Source organism: Staphylococcus sp. mip270_02, from assembly GCF_054031535.1.
On record NZ_CM132934.1, the window covers coordinates 2,047,610 to 2,069,616 of the forward strand.

General features: G+C 33.6%; 16 protein-coding genes. All 16 read right to left on the reverse strand.

The genetic code is table 11. From position 1 onward, the window contains the following. Positions 1-43 precede the first annotated feature (43 nt). The 16 genes from ACW5YJ_RS09640 to dprA all read right to left on the reverse strand — a co-directional run bounded on the left by ACW5YJ_RS09640 (position 44) and on the right by dprA (position 21,946). On the reverse strand, positions 44-4,360 hold the full coding sequence (locus tag ACW5YJ_RS09640) for a PolC-type DNA polymerase III (RefSeq protein ID WP_017724299.1): 4,317 nt from the start codon (positions 4,358-4,360) through the stop codon (positions 44-46). Between the two features lie 413 nt (positions 4,361-4,773). Next, on the reverse strand, positions 4,774-6,474 hold the full coding sequence (locus tag ACW5YJ_RS09645) for a proline--tRNA ligase (RefSeq protein ID WP_171914817.1): 1,701 nt from the start codon (positions 6,472-6,474) through the stop codon (positions 4,774-4,776). Positions 6,475-6,494: 20 nt separating this feature from the next. Further along, positions 6,495-7,781: an RIP metalloprotease RseP gene (rseP, locus tag ACW5YJ_RS09650; protein ID WP_026113573.1), complete on the reverse strand. Its 1,287-nt coding sequence runs from the start codon at positions 7,779-7,781 to the stop codon at positions 6,495-6,497. 394 nt (positions 7,782-8,175) lie between these two features. Beyond that, on the reverse strand, positions 8,176-8,958 hold the full coding sequence (locus ACW5YJ_RS09655) for a phosphatidate cytidylyltransferase (RefSeq protein WP_457338116.1): 783 nt from the start codon (positions 8,956-8,958) through the stop codon (positions 8,176-8,178). Positions 8,959-8,975: 17 nt separating this feature from the next. Beyond that, the gene (locus ACW5YJ_RS09660; RefSeq protein WP_107551592.1) at positions 8,976-9,737 is read right to left on the reverse strand and encodes an isoprenyl transferase; all 762 of its coding nucleotides are present in this window, start codon (positions 9,735-9,737) and stop codon (positions 8,976-8,978) included. Positions 9,738-9,967: 230 nt separating this feature from the next. Next, positions 9,968-10,522, reverse strand: coding sequence for a ribosome recycling factor (frr, locus tag ACW5YJ_RS09665; RefSeq protein WP_017724294.1), 555 nt, complete (start codon positions 10,520-10,522; stop codon positions 9,968-9,970). 17 nt (positions 10,523-10,539) lie between these two features. Next, positions 10,540-11,262, reverse strand: coding sequence for a UMP kinase (pyrH, locus tag ACW5YJ_RS09670; RefSeq protein ID WP_017724293.1), 723 nt, complete (start codon positions 11,260-11,262; stop codon positions 10,540-10,542). A gap of 131 nt (positions 11,263-11,393) precedes the next feature. Next, on the reverse strand, positions 11,394-12,272 hold the full coding sequence (gene tsf / locus ACW5YJ_RS09675; protein ID WP_171915556.1) for a translation elongation factor Ts: 879 nt from the start codon (positions 12,270-12,272) through the stop codon (positions 11,394-11,396). Between the two features lie 93 nt (positions 12,273-12,365). Beyond that, positions 12,366-13,154, reverse strand: a complete 789-nt coding sequence (gene rpsB, locus ACW5YJ_RS09680) for a 30S ribosomal protein S2 (RefSeq protein ID WP_017724291.1) — start codon at positions 13,152-13,154, stop codon at positions 12,366-12,368. A 297-nt stretch (positions 13,155-13,451) separates the two neighbouring features. Further along, positions 13,452-14,225 (reverse strand): GTP-sensing pleiotropic transcriptional regulator CodY, encoded by a 774-nt coding sequence (gene codY / locus ACW5YJ_RS09685; protein WP_017724290.1) that lies wholly within the window; start codon positions 14,223-14,225, stop codon positions 13,452-13,454. Positions 14,226-14,248: 23 nt separating this feature from the next. Beyond that, complete coding sequence (hslU, locus tag ACW5YJ_RS09690) at positions 14,249-15,658, reverse strand: ATP-dependent protease ATPase subunit HslU (protein ID WP_017724289.1); 1,410 nt, start codon at positions 15,656-15,658, stop codon at positions 14,249-14,251. Positions 15,659-15,800: 142 nt separating this feature from the next. Then, positions 15,801-16,343: an ATP-dependent protease subunit HslV gene (gene hslV / locus ACW5YJ_RS09695; RefSeq protein ID WP_017724288.1), complete on the reverse strand. Its 543-nt coding sequence runs from the start codon at positions 16,341-16,343 to the stop codon at positions 15,801-15,803. A gap of 3 nt (positions 16,344-16,346) precedes the next feature. Then, a complete protein-coding gene (gene xerC / locus ACW5YJ_RS09700) occupies positions 16,347-17,237 on the reverse strand; it encodes a tyrosine recombinase XerC (protein ID WP_107551590.1) in 891 nt (296 codons plus the stop codon). A gap of 118 nt (positions 17,238-17,355) precedes the next feature. Continuing rightward, positions 17,356-18,663 (reverse strand): FADH(2)-oxidizing methylenetetrahydrofolate--tRNA-(uracil(54)-C(5))-methyltransferase TrmFO, encoded by a 1,308-nt coding sequence (gene trmFO, locus ACW5YJ_RS09705; RefSeq protein WP_107551589.1) that lies wholly within the window; start codon positions 18,661-18,663, stop codon positions 17,356-17,358. Positions 18,664-18,805: 142 nt separating this feature from the next. Further along, the gene (topA, locus tag ACW5YJ_RS09710) at positions 18,806-20,872 is read right to left on the reverse strand and encodes a type I DNA topoisomerase (RefSeq protein ID WP_017724285.1); all 2,067 of its coding nucleotides are present in this window, start codon (positions 20,870-20,872) and stop codon (positions 18,806-18,808) included. Positions 20,873-21,076: 204 nt separating this feature from the next. Further along, positions 21,077-21,946, reverse strand: a complete 870-nt coding sequence (gene dprA / locus ACW5YJ_RS09715; protein WP_017724284.1) for a DNA-processing protein DprA — start codon at positions 21,944-21,946, stop codon at positions 21,077-21,079. Between the last annotated feature and the right edge of the window lie 61 nt (positions 21,947-22,007).

Consider the following 22,007-nt stretch of genomic DNA (forward strand, 5'->3'; position numbering starts at 1 on the left):
TTAACTAATTATACTTTTGGCTTTTTGTTTTATGATACACACGTTACATGTCAAAAATAGAAAGTTGAGCTTTGTCTGGTAAATTAGGTAATGAGCCTAATTCATCCAAATACTCAATTACTTTTTGTGATAAACCAGCTTTCTTATTTAAATCTTCTTTAGACAAGAATGGCCCTTCTTCACGTGCTTCAACTATTCTTTGTGCAACATTTTCTCCAAGACCTGGAACAGATATAAATGGTGGGATTAAAGTATCACCTTCAATAATAAATTCAAAGGCTTTACTCTTTTCTAAACTAATTGGTTGCATACGATAACCTCGTTGAGCCATTTCATTCATAATTTCCAGCACAGTTAATGTATCTTTTTCCTTTTTAGCTAAATCCATATACCTTGAATACATGTCATTTACTGTATTACGAATACTTTCTTTGTCTTTAATCATTGAAATCAAGTCAAAATCAGATGCACGCACTGTGAAATAACTTGCATAATAATACAACGGGTAATGGACTTTGAAATAAGCAATACGTACAGCCATCAGTACATAAGCGGCAGCATGCGCTTTAGGGAACATGTATTTAATTTTTCTACAAGAATCTAAATACCAATCTGGTACTTCATTATCGACCATAGCTTCAACCATATCATCTGTTAATCCTTTACCTTTACGCACAAACTCCATTGTTTTGAAGGCAAGTGATGGTTCTAAACCGTTATACATTAAGTAAACCATAATATCATCACGACAACAAATTACGCTAGCTAGATCACATTTTCCAGAACGAATTAAATCTTGCGCATTACCTAACCATACATCCGTACCATGAGAAAGGCCTGAAATTCTAACAAGCTCTGAGAATGTCGTAGGCTTAGTATCTTCTAGCATTTGTCTAACAAATCCAGTACCAAATTCAGGTACACCAAATGTGCCAGTTTTACATAGAATTTCTTCTGAAGTCACACCTAATGGTTCTGGTGAACTAAATATACCCATTGTATCTTTATCATCAACTGGGATAGTTTTCGGATCAATACCAGATAAATCTTGCAACATACGTATCATAGTTGGATCATCGTGGCCCAGAATATCTAGTTTTAAGACATTATCATGAATTGAATGGAAATCAAAATGCGTCGTCATCCAAGATGAAGCTTGATCATCTGCAGGGAATTGAACTGGTGTGAAATCATATATATCCATATAATCAGGTACAACTATGATACCACCTGGATGTTGCCCTGTTGTACGTTTAACCCCTGTACAACCTTTTACTAGTCTATCAATCTCGGCACCTCGTTTATGGATACCTTGATCATTTAAGTAACCTTTAACAAAACCAAATGCAGTTTTTTCAGCAACAGTACCTATCGTTCCGGCACGGAATACTTTATCTTCTCCGAAAAGTTCTTTTGTATAATTATGTGCTTCTGGCTGATATTCCCCACTAAAGTTCAAGTCAATATCTGGTACTTTATCTCCTTTGAATCCTAAGAACGTTTCAAAAGGAATGTCTTGTCCTTCTTTAATTAAGTCACAGCCACAAGATTCACACTTTTTATCAGGTAGGTCAAAACCAGAACCAACTGAACCATCATTAAAAAATTCACTATTTTTACACTCAGGACAAATATAATGCGGTGGCAATGGGTTTACTTCTGTGATCTCTGTCATTGTTGCGACAAAACTTGACCCTACCGAACCACGTGAACCTACTAAATAACCATCATTTAATGATTTTTTTACAAGTCTCTGTGAAATTAAATAAATAACGGAGAATCCGTTTCCAATAATACTTTCTAGTTCTTTTTCTAAACGATCAATAACAATTTGAGGCAAGTCCTCCCCATATAATGCTTTGGCATTATTATAACTCATTTCACGAATCTCATCGTTTGCGCCTTCCATTCTTGGCGTATACAATTCATCTTTAATTGGTACAACACGTTCAATTTTATCTGCTAATTCATTTGTATTTTTAATAACAAGTTCATAAGCTTTTTCTTCGCCTAAAAAATGTAATTCATCTAACATTTCATCAGTTGTTCTAAAATGTGCTTGTGGTAAAGTAGAGCGATTCAATGGATTACCTGGTTGTGATGCAATTAAAATTTTACGTGCAATTGCGTCATGTTCGTTTAAATAGTGGGCGTTGCCTGTTGCAATTACTGGAATATTATTAACATCTCCTGCTCTAATTAAACGATTATATATTTCATGTAATGTTTCATTGTCTCTCACAAGTTCTCTATCTATTAAATCTTGATAGAGTGCTGGTGGTTGAACTTCAATAAAATCGTAATATTTAGCAATTCGTTCTACTTGGGATTGGTCTTTTTGCATTACTGCGGTAAAGACTTCACCTTCATCACAAGCTGAACCTACTAGTATCCCTTCGCGATATTCATCTAGCAGTGAACGTGGAATTCTCGGCGTACGATAGTAATATTGAACTAACGAAGCACTTACAATTTTAAAGAGATTCTTCAATCCTTCTTGGTTTTGGACAATAAGCGTAACATGGTTAGGTCTCGCACGTTTATACGCATCTTCGTTGGTTAAAGAAGTATTGATGTCTTGGTGATTATGAACACCGAGCTCTTCTAATTGTTTCAACATTTTTATAAACATATATGCTGTTGCTTCAGTATCATAAATAGCTCTATGGTGCTGAGTCAATTCCACACCATATTTTTTAGCTAAGAAATTTAAACCATGTTTACCATATTCAGTATTAATTGTTCTAGATAATTCTAATGTATCTATAACACCGTTTGTGGAAGCACCTATACCTACATGTTCATAACCTGTATCAATGAAGCCCATATCAAAGGAAGCGTTATGAGCAACAAAGATTGCATCTCCAACCCATGATTTAAATTCTGTTAACACTTCTTCAATTTCTGGTGCATCTACTAACATATCATCAGAAATATGAGTTAAATTTTTAATCGTTTCTGATAAACGTTCATGTGGGTTACTAAAACGTTCAAACTTATCTATGATTTCACCGTCTTTAACTTTGACTGCTGCAAGCTCAATAATCTTGTCGTATTGGTTAGATAATCCTGTCGTCTCAACGTCAAACACAACATATGTTGCTGTTTTCAAATTACAATCTTTAGGTTTATACGCTATTGGTACTCCGTCATCTACAAGCATGCCCTCCATGCCATATATCATTTTAATTCCATTTTTTTCAGCTGCAGCGTGTGCATCTGGAAATGCTTGGACAACGTTATGGTCCGTAACAGCAATTGCTTTATGACCCCACTTAGCAGCTTGGTCTACATATGTAGAAATATTGGGGATACCATCCATTTGGCTCATTGAAGTGTGCAAATGGAATTCTACTCGTTTTTCTTCTGCTTTATCTTGCTTTGTTGCTTTTTTAATTTCCTCTATGTCTGACATCATCATAACTAAATCTCGTACGAAAGTATCTTCTTCTATTCTACCTTGTGCGCGCACCCATTTCCCTACACTTAAAGCTTTAAAATGTGCTAAGTCATCTTTATTTTTACGTGTGAACATTTTTAATACTAGAGAATCTGTATAGTCTGTTACCTTGATTTCTACAATATGTCGGCCGCTTTTTAACTCTTTCAGATTAATATCAAAAATAACGCCTTCGACTGCTACTTTAAACTCTTCTTCAATAATAGAATCAATTGTACGTACGTTCTCAATTTGAATTGGTTTACCAATTTGACATTTTGAGACAGAACTTTCGTTATTATCTTGTTGTTTCGCTTTTTCAGCTTTCATTTTTTCTAATTTTTCCGTTGCTTCACGTGCACTCTTTTCATCTTCTTCTTGTATGTGTGCCTCTAATGATGCTAAATCACCATCGTTGACTGCACTATCAGTTTCAAAAACAACTTTACTTATGCTAAATCCGCACTGTTGATATGCTGAAATTAAACTACCGTTACAAGCTTTATCAAAATGATCGCGTTCAACATCGTTTTGGCACATCACTTTTAAAATATCTCCAGACATAATCAAACGTTTCTGTTTCAATTGACCTTTAACTTTTGGTGATAACTTTGTTTGATCAATACAATGGCTAAAGTATTTAATAGCATATTCATCTTGGTTAGCTTTATCTTTTATCGTAATATTACACTTAACATCAGCAATTGTTTTGAATTCTTCAGTAATTGCACTTGTGAAAAGTAAGTAATCTTCTATTGCTAAAAAATATGGAAACGTGATTTGAAATACCCATGAACGATCCACTGTTTTAACGTCCACTCGTGTTAATTCGCTTTTTGTTAATATTTCAGGATCCAAATGCTCTGCGATTTTAATTTGGTCAGCTAGGATTTTAAACTTTTCCTCATTTGTCATTGCCATGACGATAACCACCTTACTATTAATTACACTGTTTTACTTGTATATTATTAATTACATTTTATGACGGTGTATGTATTATTTTTCATTCTCTCTATTATAACTAAATATATTCGAAATTCTAATAGTTCAACTTATAGGATTAGATGCATAATTTTTACAAATAAATAGGAGCGGGACAGAAATCAAAATTTTAAATTTGATTTCATATGCCCGCCCCCACAAGACTGAATAAGTATTTAAAAAATCTTGAAACTACTATTTTTTTAAATACTAAACAGCTACTGTGTATGCTCAAATCTATACACATCAGCATTAAACACTTTATTTTGTTTCAGCCTCATGATTTTTTATAGGCATTATTTACCTATTTACATTAGCCATTATAACAAATTATCATCGACTCTGCTTTCAACTTATATCTTTGAATATAAGTCATTTACATAATTTGATAAATTGTCAATGTGAACATCTTCACTGTCACCAGTATCACGACGCTTAACCTCAACAATACCCTCAGCAGCGTTTTTACCAACAACAACTCGTATTGGTAAACCAATTAAATCTGCATCATTAAATTTCACACCCGCACGCTCTTTACGGTCATCATATAACACATCAAATTGCTCTTTCAACTGTGTGTAGAGTTGATCTGCTAATTCACGTTGATCATCTTTTTTAGGATTAATTGTTATTAAATGTAAATCAAATGGTGTAATTGACTTTGGCCAAATAATACCATTTTCATCATTATTTTGTTCGACTATCGCACTTAATGTTCTAGAAACACCAATACCATAACAACCCATTAATAGTGGTTTAGCTTTGCCTTGATTATCCAGGAAAGTAGCATTCATACTTTCTGAATATTTTGTACCTAGTTTAAATACTTGCCCTACTTCAATACCTTCGGCAAAGTGAGCTGAACCTGAACCATCTACTAATGGCTCACCTTCTAATATAAATCTGAAATCACCATATTCTGTAACTTCAAAATCACGGCCTACATTTGCATTTAATAAATGATAGCCATCTTCATTTGCACCAACAACGATATTATTTAAATCTTGAATGTAATTATCAGCATAAATCTTAATATCTTTATCGAAAATCGGACCTAAAGAACCTGGTTTTGCACCAAGTAGATTAACAATCTCATCTTCCGTTGCTAATTCAATATTATCTGTGGCAAAGTATGCTTTTAATTTAATGTCATTAATTTCGTGATGGCCACGCACTAAGACCATAATGAATTCTCCGTCTACTTTAAATATCATAGATTTCGTAATTTCATCTAATGGCTTTTCAAGGAATGACGCTAACTCTTGTGCAGTATGAACGTTAGGTGTTTCTATTTTAGTTAATGGTTTAACTTCATCATGCTTTTCATTTGGTTGATAAATAACTTCTGCTTTTTCAATATTTGCAGCATAATCACTTTGGTCACTAAATACAATCGTATCTTCACCAATTTCACTTAATGCCATAAATTCATGCGTATGACTACCACCAATTGCACCAGAATCAGCAACAACAGGTCTCGCATTAATACCAACTCGTTTAAAGATACGACCATATGCATTATACATATCTTGATATGAAGCATCTAATGATTCTTCATCAGCATGGAAAGAATAAGCATCTTTCATAATAAATTCTCTACCACGTAATAAACCAAATCGTGGGCGTTTTTCATCTCTGTATTTAGATTGAATTTGGAATAATGTCATAGGTAATTGTTTATAAGACTTTAATTCATCTCTTACTATAGAAGTAACTACTTCTTCGTGAGTTGGTCCAAGGGCAAATTCACGACCATTACGATCTTGTAAACGCATGAGTTCTGGTCCGTATGCGCTCCAACGACCAGATTCTTCCCATAATTCTGCTTGTTGCAGTGCTGGCATTAAGATTTCCACTGCATCAATACGTTCCATTTCTTCACGGACAATTGCCTCTATATTATTTAATACTCTAGCTGCGAGTGGTAAATAACTATATATGCCACTTGTACTTTGTTTGATTAAACCTGCTTTCAATAACAAACGATGGCTTAATGCTTCAGCACCAGCTGGTACTTCTTTCATAGTTGGTATAAATACTTTAGACTGTTTCATTTATATACTTCTCTCCCTCTTTATAAGAAATAACGTTGTATATCGTTCCAAGTCACTAAGACCATTACGATTAATACAAATACTGCACCGATTGCAATAATTGTTGTTTCTGCTTTTTTATTTACAGGCTTTCTGAATATCGCTTCGTAAATGACAAATAGTATGCGACCACCGTCTAAAGCAGGTACAGGTAACAAATTCATTAATCCTAAGTTGACACTTAATAGTGCCGTCCAAGAAATTAAGTTTATTATACCAGTTTTAACTACAGAATCGACTGAATGGTAGATACCAACAGGCCCATTCAACATATCAAAAGAGAAATTCCCTGTGAAAATACTAGCAATCATTCCGACAATTGCAGTGAAGATAAGTTTTCCAGCTTCTAGTGTGCGGTCGATACCAGCAACGATTGGTTTAAATAAAGTATGTTCTGTGCTAGGAGTATAACCAAATAAATATCTTGTTTGACTCTTATTTTTAGTAACTTTTTGTTCTACTTTTTTAGGCTTTATATCTATCGTATGAGTATTACCATCACGTTTTACTATCATCGTTGTTTTTTTGTCTTTATTCTGTTCAACAACTTTATCGATATCACTTTTGTCTTCTATTTTTTTGCCATCTAATTTCACAATTGTGTCACCAGATTTAAGTCCAGCTTGAGCAGCCGGCGTATCCTTCGCTACTTCATCTACTGAATTTGTAGGTGTACCTTGATAATAAGCTAAGCCGATAAATAAGACTAATGTAAGTAAGAAATTAAACAATGGTCCAGCAAATAACGTTAAGAATTTTTGATAAGGCTTTTTATATGTGAATTGTCTGTCTCTTGGTGCAATTTGAATTAAACTACCATTTTCTACAAAATATGATTTTTCTGCAATAGAGAAACGATGACGAGCCTCATCATAAGCAGTCACACCTTCCACAAACAGGCCATCTTTGAAATCGCATTGTTTCACTTCCATAGCTTCAATTTGTTGGAATTTATGTTGGTCATCTAAAATGATGTGTGTAATTTCATCTTTATCATTTAATTTAATTTTTACATGCATCCCGGGTTGAACTGGCGGCTCTTCTAGGCCATCACCTGCCATACGAACATAACCACCTACAGGTAATAGTCGTATTGTATATAATGTTTCATTTTTTCTAAAACTAAAAATTTTCGGTCCCATACCGATCGCAAATTCTGGACACATAATCCCTGCCCGTTTGGCAAAAAACATATGACCATATTCATGCACGGTTACGAGGACACCAAAGACGATTATAAAAGAAATAATTGTTACTAAAAAACTCAATTTGATACACCTCATATATTCTTAATAAATTAAATACGTTTAACTTTAAAAATCTAACAATTCAAAATTACTGTTCTCACTACAGATTATAAAATTATAACACAATAATGCTAACTGACACACGTAACTATTATATATCATTGTAGCCGTTTTTTATGTAAAAACATATCAACTTATAGTTTAGTTTTATTTAATTTTTTAGATGCTATGATTATGTAGAAATTTTCACCTGATTTAACTTTTATATTTTAAAACAACAAAATAGAGTATTAAATTGAAACCTTAAGATTTATTAAAGGAGTTAAGAATCATATTAACTGTATGCTTTACGCAGTTACTCCAATTCATTAACTCCTTGTGTATGATTTATAAAAATTTTTAAAAGCAAAAACGTTTAGCTTTGAATTAATAATATATTCAATAGTGGCAACACAAACATAAAACTATCAAATCTATCTAAAATACCACCATGCCCGGGTAAAATTCTGCCTGAATCTTTAACACCAAAATGACGTTTAAAACCTGATTCAACAAGATCTCCTAGTTGTCCGAACATACTTAAAATAATTGTAACTATAATTAATAACCAAATAGCTATATTAAAATCGACAAATAGCATCATCACAAGCGGTACAATAATACTGCAAATTAATCCGCCAATAAAACCTTCTACTGTTTTATTAGGGCTAATAACTGGCCATAACTTATGTTTACCCATCATTCTACCAAATATATATGCTCCAGTATCAGTTAACCACACAACTAAAAATGCAAACAATATATAATGCAATCCTTCTGAGCGCGTTTCATATAAATACATGAAACCAATACCAACATATGCGATTGACATAAGACAGAAAGCTGCATCCATGAAACTAAATCTATTTTTAGAAAGCACAGTATAACTTAATAATATAAAACTCATAGCTATTAAAGATTTCAATTGGAAGTTACTAACCCAGTCACCCGCCTCTTGAGGCAACATTATAATTAATATACCTAATGCACTTATTATACCTGGTATTGATAAGAATTTAATCATATTCATATTGAGTAATTCTTTTAGAGCTATAAAAGCTAATAAATATGAAAATAGCATTAGAATAAAGCCGCCCTTTAGTAATACAGGGAGAAAAATGATAAGTGCTATGATTGCTGTTAAAGTTCTAACTTTCATACTAATCTCCTAACTATTTATAACCCACCAAAGCGACGTTGGCGTGATTGATAAATTTTAATACAATTTATTAATTCTTCCTTATTAAAGTCCGGCCATAATTTTTCGTTAAAAATAAATTCACTATACGATACTTGCCAGATAAGGAAATTACTAATTCTTTGTTCTCCTGAAGTTCTTATCAAAAGATCTGGGTCAGGATATGCATGAGTCATTAAATGCTCATCAATCATTTGTTCAGTGATTTCATCGCTTGATAATCCTTTAGCAGTTAATTGGTCATAAATTTTTTTCACACTATTTACAATTTCGGCACGTCCACCATAGTTCATAGCAAAGATTAATTTTAAGCCTGTATTATCTTTAGTATCTTCTTTTGCTTTAGCTATTGCTTTGAGTGTAGAATTTGGCAAATGTTCCAAAAAGCCAATCGTCTCTACTCTAACATTATTTTCTATCAATTCCGGTAGAAAAGTTTTTAAAAATGTGCCTGGTAAGCTCATAATATAGTTAACTTCATTTTCCGGTCTTGACCAATTTTCTGTAGAGAATGCATATAACGTTAAGTATTTAATTCCTAAATCACTGGCTACTTTAGTAATGTTTTTTACGGTTTGTGTACCTTGGTAATGGCCTTTAATTCTAGGCAATTTCCTTTGTTTCGCCCAACGACCATTACCATCCATTATGATTGCAACATGTTCAGGTATATTATGTAGATCCAATTCGAAATCGGATTGGTTAGGCTGACTTTTCTTCTTATTTAACTTTTTAAACATGGTATTTCCTCCGAGCGTGATCATCTATGTTTATTATAATAGGTTCTAGATGCAATTATCTACCATTTTATCATACTAGATAAGTGCATTGAATAAACAAATAAAAAAACTGTACCAAAGTCTGATTTGATACAGTTCAGATAAAATATGATAAACCTCTGATTCTTGAATTCCATTGGTTAATTTCTAACAATAGAAGTGAAGTGAAGTCTTACCATCCATTACCATGTTTATACTGACATAATATCTTGTTCTTTTTCTTCTAACAATTTATCGATTTCTTTAATTGAATCGTCAGTTAGCTTTTGTACATCTGCTGTTTGTGATTTTAAATCATCCTCAGTGATGTCAGCATTTTTTTGTTGTTTTTTAAGTTCGTCGTTAGCATCGCGACGTACATTTCTAACAGCCACTTTAGCATCTTCGCCGATTTTCTTAACTTCTTTCACCAAATCTTTACGACGTTCTTCTGTTAAAGCAGGAATACTTATGCGAATAACTTCACCATCACTCGAAGGATTAACACCTAAGTTAGCAGCATTGATTGCTTTTTCAATGTCACCTACAGATGATTTATCATATGGCGAAATTACTAATAAACGTGCTTCTGGCACACTGATGCTTGCAAGTTGTTGTACAGGAGTAGGAGCACCATAATAGTCAACAGTTACACCGTTTAATAAATTTGAGTTAGCTCTACCTGCACTGATATTAGCTAATTCTCTAGAAAGATTATCTACAGATTTTTGCATTTTTGATTTCGTGTCATTAATAATGTCACTCATAGTCATACACCTCTAAATTATTTTGTAATTAACGTTCCTATTTTTTCACCCATAACAGCACGTTTAATATTACCTTCTTCTGTTATCGAGAATACATTCAATGGAATATTATTATCCATACAGAATGATGAAGCCGTTGAATCCATAACTTGTAAACCTTCTTGTAACATTTGAATATGTGTTAAGTGTTCATACTTAATCGCATTTTGGTCTACTTTTGGATCAGCAGAGTAAACACCATCAACATTGTTTTTACCCATTAAGATAACATCAGCTTCAACTTCAGCCGCACGTAATGCTGCTGTAGTATCAGTAGAGAAGTAAGGATTCCCTATACCAGCCGCAAATATAACAACACGTTTCTTTTCTAAATGTCTAATTGCGCGACGACGGATATATGGTTCTGCAACTTGTTTCATTTCAATTGAAGTTAAGACGCGTGTATCACACTCTAATTGTTCAAGGCTATCTTGTAAAGCTAATGCATTCATAACCGTAGCTAACATACCCATGTAGTCAGCAGTACCACGATCCATGCCTAAGTCACTACCAGTTTTACCTCTCCAAATATTGCCTCCACCAACGATAACAGCAATTTCACAATCCATTTTTGCTACTTCAGCTACTTGTTTTGCAACACTTTTAATAATAATTGGGTTGATTCCAAACCCATCGTCACCTGCTAGTGCTTCGCCACTTAATTTTAGTACAACACGTTCGTATTTAGAAGTTTGAGCCATTGTCTTATCCTCTCTATTGTAAAATATGTAATTATACAAGTAAAGAAGACACAATAGGTCTTCCAATACAAAAGTGAATCTTTCATACGGAGCACAAAAGGTGTCTTCTTTCTTGTTCTAACTATGAAAAATTATTTCATTTGTCCTTTAACTTCGTCAGCAAAGTTTTCTTCACGTTTTTCCATACCTTCGCCTACTTCATAACGTACGAAGTCAACAAGTTTACCACCTTTAGATTTTAAGAAAGCTTCAACTGTTTGATCAGGATCTTTTACAAAGTTTTGGTCCACCGCACAAATTTCTTGTAAATATTTACGTAAGCGACCTTCTACCATTTTTTCAACAATTTTCTCTGGTTTACCTTCATTTAAAGCTTGTTGTTTTAGTACTTCTCTTTCGTGATCAATTTCATCTTCACTTACTTGTTCTGATGAAACATATTTAGGGTTGATTGCAGCAATGTGCATAGCTACATCTTTAGCAGCTTCTTCATCAGTTGAACCTTCAACTACTGTTAATACACCAATGCGTCCGCCCATGTGTAAGTAAGCACCAAATGAATCGTTATCAGTTTTAGTTCTGATAGCAAAACGACGGATACTTAATTTTTCACCGATTGTAGAGATAGCTTCTTTAACACGTTGGTCAACTGATTTACCATCTGGTAATTCAGTTTCTAATAAAGCTTCTACTGATTCAGCTTTTGTATCCAATACTTGGATAGCAATTTCTTTCACTAATTGTTGGAATCCTTCGTTACGAGCTACGAAGTCAGTTTCTGAATTAATTTCTACAATTGCTGCTTCGTTTCCTCTTGCTTCAACGTGTACTAAACCTTCTGCCGCAATACGGTCAGATTTTTTAGCAGCTTTAGCAATACCTTTTTCACGTAGGAAGTCTACTGCTTTATCGATGTCACCATCAGTTTCTGTTAACGCTTTTTTACAATCCATCATGCCAGCGCCAGTTTTTTCACGTAATTCTTTTACAAGTTTAGCTGAAATTGCCATTTCATATTCCTCCATTATTTAATGAATTTTATTATATTTATTTTAAAAAAAGGTGATAAGCTTAAATATCTTATCACCCATTTTACATTATTCTTAGTTTGATTCAACAGAAGTGTTTTCTTCAGTTGTTTCTGCTTCAGTAGCTTCAGTTGATTCGTTTAAATCAATGTTTTGTTCAGCTGCTACTTCTTCATTTGATACACCTTGTTGACCTTCTAAGATTGCATCTGCCATTTTACCAGTTAATAATTTAACTGCACGGATAGCATCATCGTTTGCAGGGATAACGTAATCAATTTCATCTGGATCACAGTTAGTGTCTACAATACCAACGATTGGGATGTGTAATTTACGTGCTTCAGCGATTGCGTTGCGCTCTTTACGAGGGTCAACTACAAATAATGCTTGAGGCATAGATTTCATATCACGAATTCCGCCTAAGAATTTAATTAAACGGTCATATTCTTTTTTAAGTTCTACAACTTCTTTTTTAGGTAATACTTCGAATAAGCCATCTTCTTCCATTTTTTCAATTTCAGAGATACGTTTGATACGTTTAGAAATTGTTTTATAGTTAGTTAAGATTCCGCCTAACCATCTTTGGTTTACGTAAAATTGACCAGCACGTTCTGCTTCAGATTTAACTGAATCTTGTGCTTGTTTCTTAGTACCAACGAATAAAACTTTTCCGCCATCTTCTGATACTTGTTTAATGAAGTTATAAGCTTCTTCTACTTTTTTCACTGTTTTTTGTAAATCGATAATGTAAATACCGTTTCTTTCAGTGAAAATGTATCTTTTCATTTTTGGGTTCCAACGGCGTGTTTGGTGACCGAAGTGAACACCTGCTTCTAGCAATTGTTTCATTGAAATTACTGCCATAATAAAATTCCTCCTAGTGGTTTTCTACCTCCATAAAAAGCTCATATAAACACAACATTAAACATGTCGCACCCTTTATACTTTCACTTTTTATGTGTGTATTGGCTTCATAGCCGTCAATAAATATAACATATACATTTCTATAAATCAATACTTTCAAACTACTATTTTAAACATTTAAGAGGCTCAAACGTCACAATCTGTTTCAGCCTCTTAATTAGTATTGTATGTTATCTATATTACCTTTCTCAGTGTGTACAATTGTATAACATTTGTACAATTAATAGTTCATATGAATTATTTAATGCGATCTAATTCATCTAAGAATTTCTCTTTTTTAACTTTGATGAAAGTACCTTTCATTCCAAGTGAACGTGATTCAATTACACCAGCACTTTCAAGCTTACGTAACGCATTTACAATTACTGAACGTGTAATTCCAACTCGATCTGCTACTTTAGATGCAATTAAGAGACCTTCTTTGCCTCCTAATTCTTCAAAAATATGTTCAATCGCTTCACTTTCTGAATATGACAACGAATTGATCGCCATGCTAATCGCAGCTTTATCTCTAGCTTCTTTTTCTACTTCGTTATGTTTTTCACGTAAAATTTCCATGCCAATAACTGTCGCTGCATATTCTCCTAAAACTAAGTCGTTTTCTGAGAAATCGTCAGTTACACGACCAAGTACTAATGTACCTAATCTTTCACCACCGCCTAAGATTGGGAAAATTGTTGTCTTGCTATCACCAAATAGGTCTTTATTTTCTGGTGGGAATACTGTTAATACATTGTCAATGTCGATATTTGATTGTGTTTCCTTAACATCCATCAACTGATCAGTGTATTCAACAGGGATATGTCTACTTTCTAACATTTGGATGATACGTTCATTTTTTAAAAGTTCATTCAAACTTGATCCTAAAATTTTACCTTTTCTTGAAACTATAAATACATTAGTAACTGTTACGCTACTTATCGTTTGTGCTACATCTTTAAAATCTACAGCAATACCTTTATGTTTTTGTAAAAGCGTATTTAATTCTCTAGTTTTCGATAATAAGCTCATATTCCTTCTCCTTTTTATTTATATTATAAAATAAATGCACTTAAATCTTTATTTGTTGAAATTGTTTTCAACTTATCGTCTACATATTGTGGTGTAATGTCTACAACCGCATTGGGCATACTTGGTGCTTCAAAAGATAAATCTTCCAACATTTTTTCAAGTATAGTATGCAATCGACGTGCGCCGATGTTATCAGTATCTTGATTCACCTGAAATGCTATCTCTGCTAGGCGTTTGATTGCATCATCGGTAAAATTAACTGTTACTTGCTCTGTTTGAAGTAACGCTTCATATTGTTTTATAAGTGATAGTTTAGGTTCAGTCAATATTCTAACGAAATCTCCCACGGATAGACTTTCTAATTCAACACGAATTGGAAAACGACCTTGTAACTCTGGAATTAAATCACTTGGTTTAGACACGTGGAATGCTCCTGCACCAATAAATAGCATATGTTCAGTATTAACAGTACCATACTTCGTTTGAACCATGCTACCTTCAAGAATTGGTAAAATGTCTCTTTGGACGCCTTGGCGCGAAACATCTTGACCTGAACTTTGATTATTTGTAGCTACTTTATCTATTTCATCGATAAAAATAATTCCCATTTGTTCCGCTAATTCAATCGCTTCTTGATTTGCTGTCTCTTGATCAATTAATTCATCGGCAAATTCATCCGTCAATATCTTGCGAGCTGTTTTAACAGGTACTTCTCGTTCAACTTTTTTCTTCGGCATTAATTGGTTCATCATATCTTGCATCTGTTGATTTTGATTCGTCCCTAACATTCCCATTGCAGCAGGATCTTGCTCTACCTTCAACCTTACTTTTTCTTCTTCTAACTTACCTTCTAATAGTTGCTGTTTAATTTCTGAACGCTTTGTTTTAACTTCTTCAGTAGGTGTTTCTTCCTCTTCGTCATTATTTTGACCAAAATTAGGCATCGAACCTCCAAAAAGTGACTCTAATGGATTATTACTATTGTTTGCCGTGGCCTTTTTCTTCATGCTCGGCACTAATAATTTAACTAACTTCTCATTAGCTTTATTTTGTGCCTCATCATGTACTAATATTTTTTTCTGTTCTTTTACTAACCTTACCGCGATATCAACGAGGTCACGTACCATACTTTCTACATCTCGACCTACATAACCAACTTCCGTAAACTTCGTAGCTTCTACTTTGATGAATGGCGCACCTACTACTTTTGCCATGCGTCTAGCGATTTCTGTTTTACCAACACCTGTTGGTCCAATCATCAATATATTTTTCGGAGCGACTTCTTGTTTTTCTTCTTCAGTCAAAAGGCTTCTTCTATATCGATTTCTTAAAGCAATCGCAACTTTACGTTTCGCATCATCTTGACCGACTATATATTCATTAAGTTTTGTAACAATATCTTTAGGTGTTAATTTAATACCATTCGTCTCCATTAGACAAGTTACCTCCGTTATAATCATTTTTTTATCTCTGTAACATATTAATAGTTATTTATGGAAAATTTTTACTATTCCAACTATATCTTAATGATAAACATTTTTACATTGCAACCAATCAAATTTCTATTTTTTTTATTTATAATTCTTCTACGATGATTTGATCATTTGTAAATACACAAATATCAGAAGCAACTTTTAAGCTTTCATATGCCATTTCACTCGCTGTTAAGTGTGTTGCGTTACTTTTTAGAGCTCTACCTGCACTTAATGCGTAGTTACCGCCAGAGCCTATAGCGATTAAATTATCATCTGGAGCAATAACTTCACCAGTACCACTAACCACAAGAATTGAAGTTTCATCCATAACTATAAGCATAGCTTCTAACTGTCTAAGTTGTTTATCTCCACGCCATTCTTGCGCCAATTCTACCGCAGCTCTTTCTAGATTACCGCTAAATTGTTGTAGTTTTGTTTCAAACTTTTCAAATAAGGTAAATGCATCAGCTACACTTCCAGCAAAACCCGCCAAAACTTTATCATTATATAAACGTCTTACTTTTCTAGCTGTTTGTTTCATAATGACTTGCTCTCCAAGAGTAACTTGACCATCACCAGCCATTGCCGAATGACCATTGTGTTGTACTGCAAATATAGTTGTTGCATGGATAGATGTACTCATAAACTAATTCTCCTTTTTTGCACGTGGATGTGCATTTAAATAAACTTTCCTTAATTGCTCATTTGTTACATGTGTATATCGGCCTGTTGTAGACAAATTAACATGACCCAATAGTGATTGTACTGTTCGTAAATCAGCGCCTTGATTTAACATATGTGTTGCAAACGTATGCCTTAATTTATGAGGATGGATTTCAGTCACACCTGCAGTACGTTTTACAACATCATTTAATACATAACGTACACCACGTTCTGTAATAGGTTCTCCCTTCATGTTGACTAATAAATACGCATGATCACTAATTGTTTTAGGTTTAAATTGTGTTAAGTAACGTTCAATGCTTTGCTTGCAAAATTCACCAAAGGGTATAAAACGTTCCTTACCACCCTTACCCAATACTTTTACTCCTGGCGCATACATATCTACATCTTGTTCTTTTATATTAACCAATTCAGAAACCCTAATTCCAGTTGCATAAAGTAATTCTAAAATAACTCTGTCTCTCAAACCTTTTTTAGCATCACTTTCAACAGTATCAAATAAGGCTTTCATTTCTTCTTCATAAAAAAAGTGAGGTAAATATTGTTCTTTCTTAGGATGTACTAATTGTATGAATGGATTAACTACTTGTTCATCTTGCGTCATCCAATATTCGTAAAAACTTCTCAGCGTAGAAATTTTACGAGAAACTGATGTTCTTTTCAAGTTTTTTGAGTATAAGTAACTTAAATAATTTCTAGCATCTTTGTACTCGAATGTAGCTAATACAAGATGTTCTTGTGATAAGAAATCATTAAACTGCTCTAAATCATCGTGATATGATTTCAATGTATGTTCTGAAAAATGTTTCTCCACTTTCAACATATATAAATATGCTTGTTGGATTTTTTCCATTAAAAACCCCTCCATCAATATGAATTGTAGCATATTGAAAGAGGAGTCTGCGAAAAAAAACTATTAAATTGAGTAAAACTTTCAAAATTTTCGAATTTGTTTGTTAAATGCGATGTTTTTAAAGCGTTTTTTTATAGTTATCTAAATAGTCCAATGCACGATTTGCTAATGTTTCATAACGTAACTTTTTGTCTTTAATTCTATTTTCCAAAGTAGGTAAAAGCCCAAAGTTGGCATTCATCGGTTGGAAGTTCTTTTCATTTTTAGCATGTGAAATATAATATGCCATACTTCCAATCATTGTTTCTCTAGGGAAAATAACCTCACCTTTGTTTTGAATTTTATGTGCAACATTTATACCAGCTACGAGTCCACTCGCTGCACTTTCTACATAACCTTCTACGCCTGTCATTTGACCTGCAAAATATAGTTCTTCTCTCCCTTTCAATTCATACGTTTCCGTTAAAACATCAGGAGAATTGATAAAGGTATTACGATGCATGACGCCATATCTTACAATTTCAACGTTCTCTAAGCCTGGTATAAGGCGAATAACGTCTTTTTGTGCACCCCATTTTAAATGTGTTTGGAATCCAACAATATTATATAGAGTGCCTGCCGCATCATCTTGACGCAATTGAACAACAGCATATGGTCTTTTCCCAGTCTTTGGATCTTCGAGTCCTACTGGTTTCATTGGACCGAACAGTAAAGTTTTTCGGCCGCGCTCAGCCATAACTTCAAAAGGCATACAACCTTCAAAGTATTTTTCTTTTTCAAATTCATTGACTGGAGCAACTTCTGCTTCCATTAAAGCATCATAAAATGTATTAAACTCTTCTTCAGTCATAGGGCAATTTAAATAGGCTGCTTCACCTTTGTCATAACGTGATTTTAGGTATGCTTTGTCTAAATCTATACTATCCTTTTCAACGATAGGCGCTGCTGCATCATAAAAATATAATTGATCCTTACCAGTGGCTTCGACAATTTCATTTGCCAATTTATCTGTTGTTAAAGGTCCAGTAGCAATAATAGTATACCCTTCTGGTATGCTATTAATTTCTTCATTTAATACTGTTATATTTGGATGTTCTTTTAATGTTTCTGTAACATAACCTGCAAAATCATGACGATCGACCGCTAAAGCACCTCCTGCTGGTACCCTTGCTTTATCTGCAGCACGAATAATCAATGAATCCAAACGTCTCATTTCTTCTTTAAGTACACCTACTGCATTAGTTAACGCATTACCTCTTAATGAGTTAGAACACACTAATTCAGCAAACTTATCGGTGTGATGTGCAGGTGTTTGCTTAACCGGCCTCATCTCAATAAGATTGACTTTTATACCTCGTTGAGCCAATTGATATGCAGCTTCTGAACCGGCAAGTCCAGCACCTACGACGTTTACTACTTGAGTCATTTATTTACCTCCTACTTATAAAATAGCAACTTAGACATTCTATCATATTTATAAATATATCATCTAAATTATAAATATATGTCGTAAGCTGCTACTATCATTCATATATAATTATTTAAAACAACAAGCGATATTTCATTATTTATTTCTGTTCTTCTTCTTTGTAATCACAATTAGAACATACAACTTGACTCTTACGTCCTTGTTTTTTCTCAACAAGATATTGTTCACATTTCGGACAGTCTCGACCTATTGGTTTGTCCCATGTAACAAAATCACATTCTGGATATTTCGAACAACCATAGAACACACGATTTTTCTTCGACTTACGCTCTACGACGTCGCCTTCTTTACATTTTGGACAAGTCACCCCAATTGTTTTAACAATGGCTTTTGTATTACGACAATCCGGGAAATTTGAGCATGCCATAAATTTACCATAACGTCCCATTTTAATGACCATTGGTGAACCACATACTTCACAGTCTTCACCAGCCGGTTCATCTTTAATTTCAATTTTTTCCATTTCTTCTTCAGCACGCTCAACATCTTGACTGAAACTACTGTAAAAGTCTCTTATCACCTTTTTCCATGGAATTTCACCATCTGCCACTTTATCTAGTAACGTTTCCATATTTACAGTGAAATCAACATCTATGATTTCGGGGAAGTAATCTTTTACTTGCTCGTGTACGATTTCGCCTAATTCTGTTGGTACAAATCGTTTACTTTCATTTTTTACATAATTTCTTTTTTGTATTGTATCAATAGTTGGTGCATACGTAGAAGGTCTCCCAATCTTCAACTCTTCCATTGTTTTAACTAGGCGAGCTTCAGTATAACGTGGTGGCGGCTGAGTGAAATGTTGTGATGGTTCAATATCTGTGGCTGTAACCATTTCACCCTCTTCAATATTCGGTAATTTATTATCTTTACCATCATCGTTATCATCTTTTGCTTCAACGTATAATGTCATAAAACCTTTGAATTTGATTGTTTGACCATTTGCACGGAATTTTATATCATTTTGCGTTATATCCATGGCAACTGTATCTAAGATTGCTGGTGCCATTTGACTTGCTACAAAACGCTCCCAAATTAGTTTATATAATCTATGTTGATCTCTAGTTAAAAATTGTTTCATTTCATTTGGTGTACGTAAAGTACTTGAAGGTCTAATCGCTTCGTGAGCATCCTGAGCCCCTTGACCTTTTGCTTTGCGACTTGATGTATAATTTTGACCATAAGTCTCTTCAATATAGTTTTTAGCTTCTGCTTTGGCTTGATCGGATATTCTCGTTGAATCAGTACGCATATAGGTAATTAAACCAACCGTGCCTTGTCTTTTCAAGTCAATACCTTCATATAGTTGTTGAGCTAGCATCATTGTTTTACGTGCTTTAAAGTTTAATTTACGTGCAGCTTCTTGTTGTAACGTTGAAGTTGTAAAAGGATTTGCAGGGTAACGTGTTTTTTCTTTCTTAGTTACTTTCGTTACTTCGAATTGATCTCCGTCCAACTGTGTTGTCACTTTTTCAACGTCATCTTTGTTTGTTAATTTATACGGTTTGTTTTTTAAATGTAAAAATTTAGCTGTAAATTTAGATTTTTTATATCTAAATTCGCCTTCAATTTTCCAATATTCTTCTGGTTTAAAGTTTCTTATTTCATTTTCTCGATCAATAACAAGTCTTAGTGCCACTGATTGTACGCGACCGGCTGACAGCCCTTTTTTCACTTTTTTCCAAAGTACTGGTGAAATATTATAACCTACTAAACGATCTAATATACGACGTGCTTGTTGTGCGTCAACAAGTTCCATCTCAATACCTCTTGGATGTTTAAAGCTATCTTTCACAGCATCTTTTGTTATTTCATTAAACACTACTCTATTTTCTTTTGAATCTTCTAAATTTAATATATTTGCTAAATGCCAAGCAATAGCTTCACCTTCACGGTCCGGGTCACTCGCTAGGAAAACTTTTTTGGCTTTCTTAGCATGTTTCTTTAATTCTTTAACTACAGGACCTTTGCCGCGTATTGTTATATATTTGGGTTCATAATCATTTTCTGCATCTACGCCCATTTGACTACGAGGCAAATCTCGAACATGCCCCATTGATGCGATAACTTTGTATTTTTTCCCTAAATATTTTTCAATAGTTTTAGCTTTTGCAGGCGATTCAACTATGACTAAATTTTCTGCCAAAGTAGTTACCCCCTTGCATTTTCTAATTACAAAGATAAATGATAAACGGTGTATTTTGTTTTTGTCAATGTTTTTAATTTTAGTGTGTATTAAATTAGCGTATTATTGTGGCAAAATTTTATAATAGTCATTGCTTTTACATATGTTTTCTACAAGACTAAATTTTTAACAATTTAAGTATTATATACCATTATTTTATGATGACTAACTGTAATCTTCTAAAATATCACAAGCCTTCACAACAATCTTAGCTCCTTCTTGTGCACTAACTAAATTTCCTTGAACCATAGGATTGTATATAGATCCCGGTAATACATATACTTCCCTATTTTGTTCCAATGCACAATCCATCGTTATATTTGTCCCACTACTCACAGTGGATTCTGTGATAAAAACTCCCTTAGAAATGCCGCTAATAATTCTATTTCGTTCAGGAAAATAATGCTTTCGAGGTCCATCAGTTGGTAAATACTCACTAATCACTATACCTTTAGCCTCAATTTGTTTTCGAATAGCATAAGTTTCTTTAGGATAATGATGCTTATGACCAAATCCTAATACAGCAATCGCCCCCATATTATGTTTCAGTGTTTGCTCATGAGCTATTCTATCTGCCCCTTTAGCCAAACCAGATATGATAATTAAATTCTCATTTTTAAAATTAGGAAAAAATGTTTCTAGTGTTCTTCGAGTATAATTAGTAGCTTGCCTCGAACCGATAATAGCAAGTGTTCGAGTAGATTGCATTAATGTAGGATTACCTTTATAGAAAAGGATAAATGGTGGATCATGTATTTCACGTAATAATTTAGGATAAGTATTGGAATCAATAGCCACATAACTAATATGCCATTGCTTTAGCAGTTTGAAAATATGCTCATACTCTAAATTTAAAAAATTGTCATAAATGATGTGTTTACGAGTTATTGCTGACTCTGTTAAAAACCTTTTAAGGGTGTGATTTTGTTCTAATTCGTGCTCATATATAAATGAAGGTGAAAATTCAAATAGTTGGTACAAATGTCGTGTAGTTAATCCTGCAAATCTTAGTTTTAAATAAAGTTGTCCTTTCATGTATCGCGCTCCTTTATATATACATTATAGAGGAGTTTCTATTGAATTTACTTTACATTAT

Coding starts and splice junctions, on each gene's coding strand:
- ACW5YJ_RS09640 (WP_017724299.1), bottom strand. CDS start 4,360: ATGGCAATGACAAATGAGGAAAAGTTTAAAATCCTAGCTGACCAAATT.
- ACW5YJ_RS09645 (WP_171914817.1), bottom strand. CDS start 6,474: ATGAAACAGTCTAAAGTATTTATACCAACTATGAAAGAAGTACCAGCT.
- ACW5YJ_RS09655 (WP_457338116.1), bottom strand. CDS start 8,958: ATGAAAGTTAGAACTTTAACAGCAATCATAGCACTTATCATTTTTCTC.
- ACW5YJ_RS09660 (WP_107551592.1), bottom strand. CDS start 9,737: ATGTTTAAAAAGTTAAATAAGAAGAAAAGTCAGCCTAACCAATCCGAT.
- frr (WP_017724294.1), bottom strand. CDS start 10,522: ATGAGTGACATTATTAATGACACGAAATCAAAAATGCAAAAATCTGTA.
- pyrH (WP_017724293.1), bottom strand. CDS start 11,262: ATGGCTCAAACTTCTAAATACGAACGTGTTGTACTAAAATTAAGTGGC.
- tsf (WP_171915556.1), bottom strand. CDS start 12,272: ATGGCAATTTCAGCTAAACTTGTAAAAGAATTACGTGAAAAAACTGGC.
- rpsB (WP_017724291.1), bottom strand. CDS start 13,154: ATGGCAGTAATTTCAATGAAACAATTGCTAGAAGCAGGTGTTCACTTC.
- codY (WP_017724290.1), bottom strand. CDS start 14,225: ATGAGCTTATTATCGAAAACTAGAGAATTAAATACGCTTTTACAAAAA.
- hslU (WP_017724289.1), bottom strand. CDS start 15,658: ATGGAGACGAATGGTATTAAATTAACACCTAAAGATATTGTTACAAAA.
- hslV (WP_017724288.1), bottom strand. CDS start 16,343: ATGAGTACATCTATCCATGCAACAACTATATTTGCAGTACAACACAAT.
- xerC (WP_107551590.1), bottom strand. CDS start 17,237: ATGGAAAAAATCCAACAAGCATATTTATATATGTTGAAAGTGGAGAAA.
- trmFO (WP_107551589.1), bottom strand. CDS start 18,663: ATGACTCAAGTAGTAAACGTCGTAGGTGCTGGACTTGCCGGTTCAGAA.
- dprA (WP_017724284.1), bottom strand. CDS start 21,946: ATGAAAGGACAACTTTATTTAAAACTAAGATTTGCAGGATTAACTACA.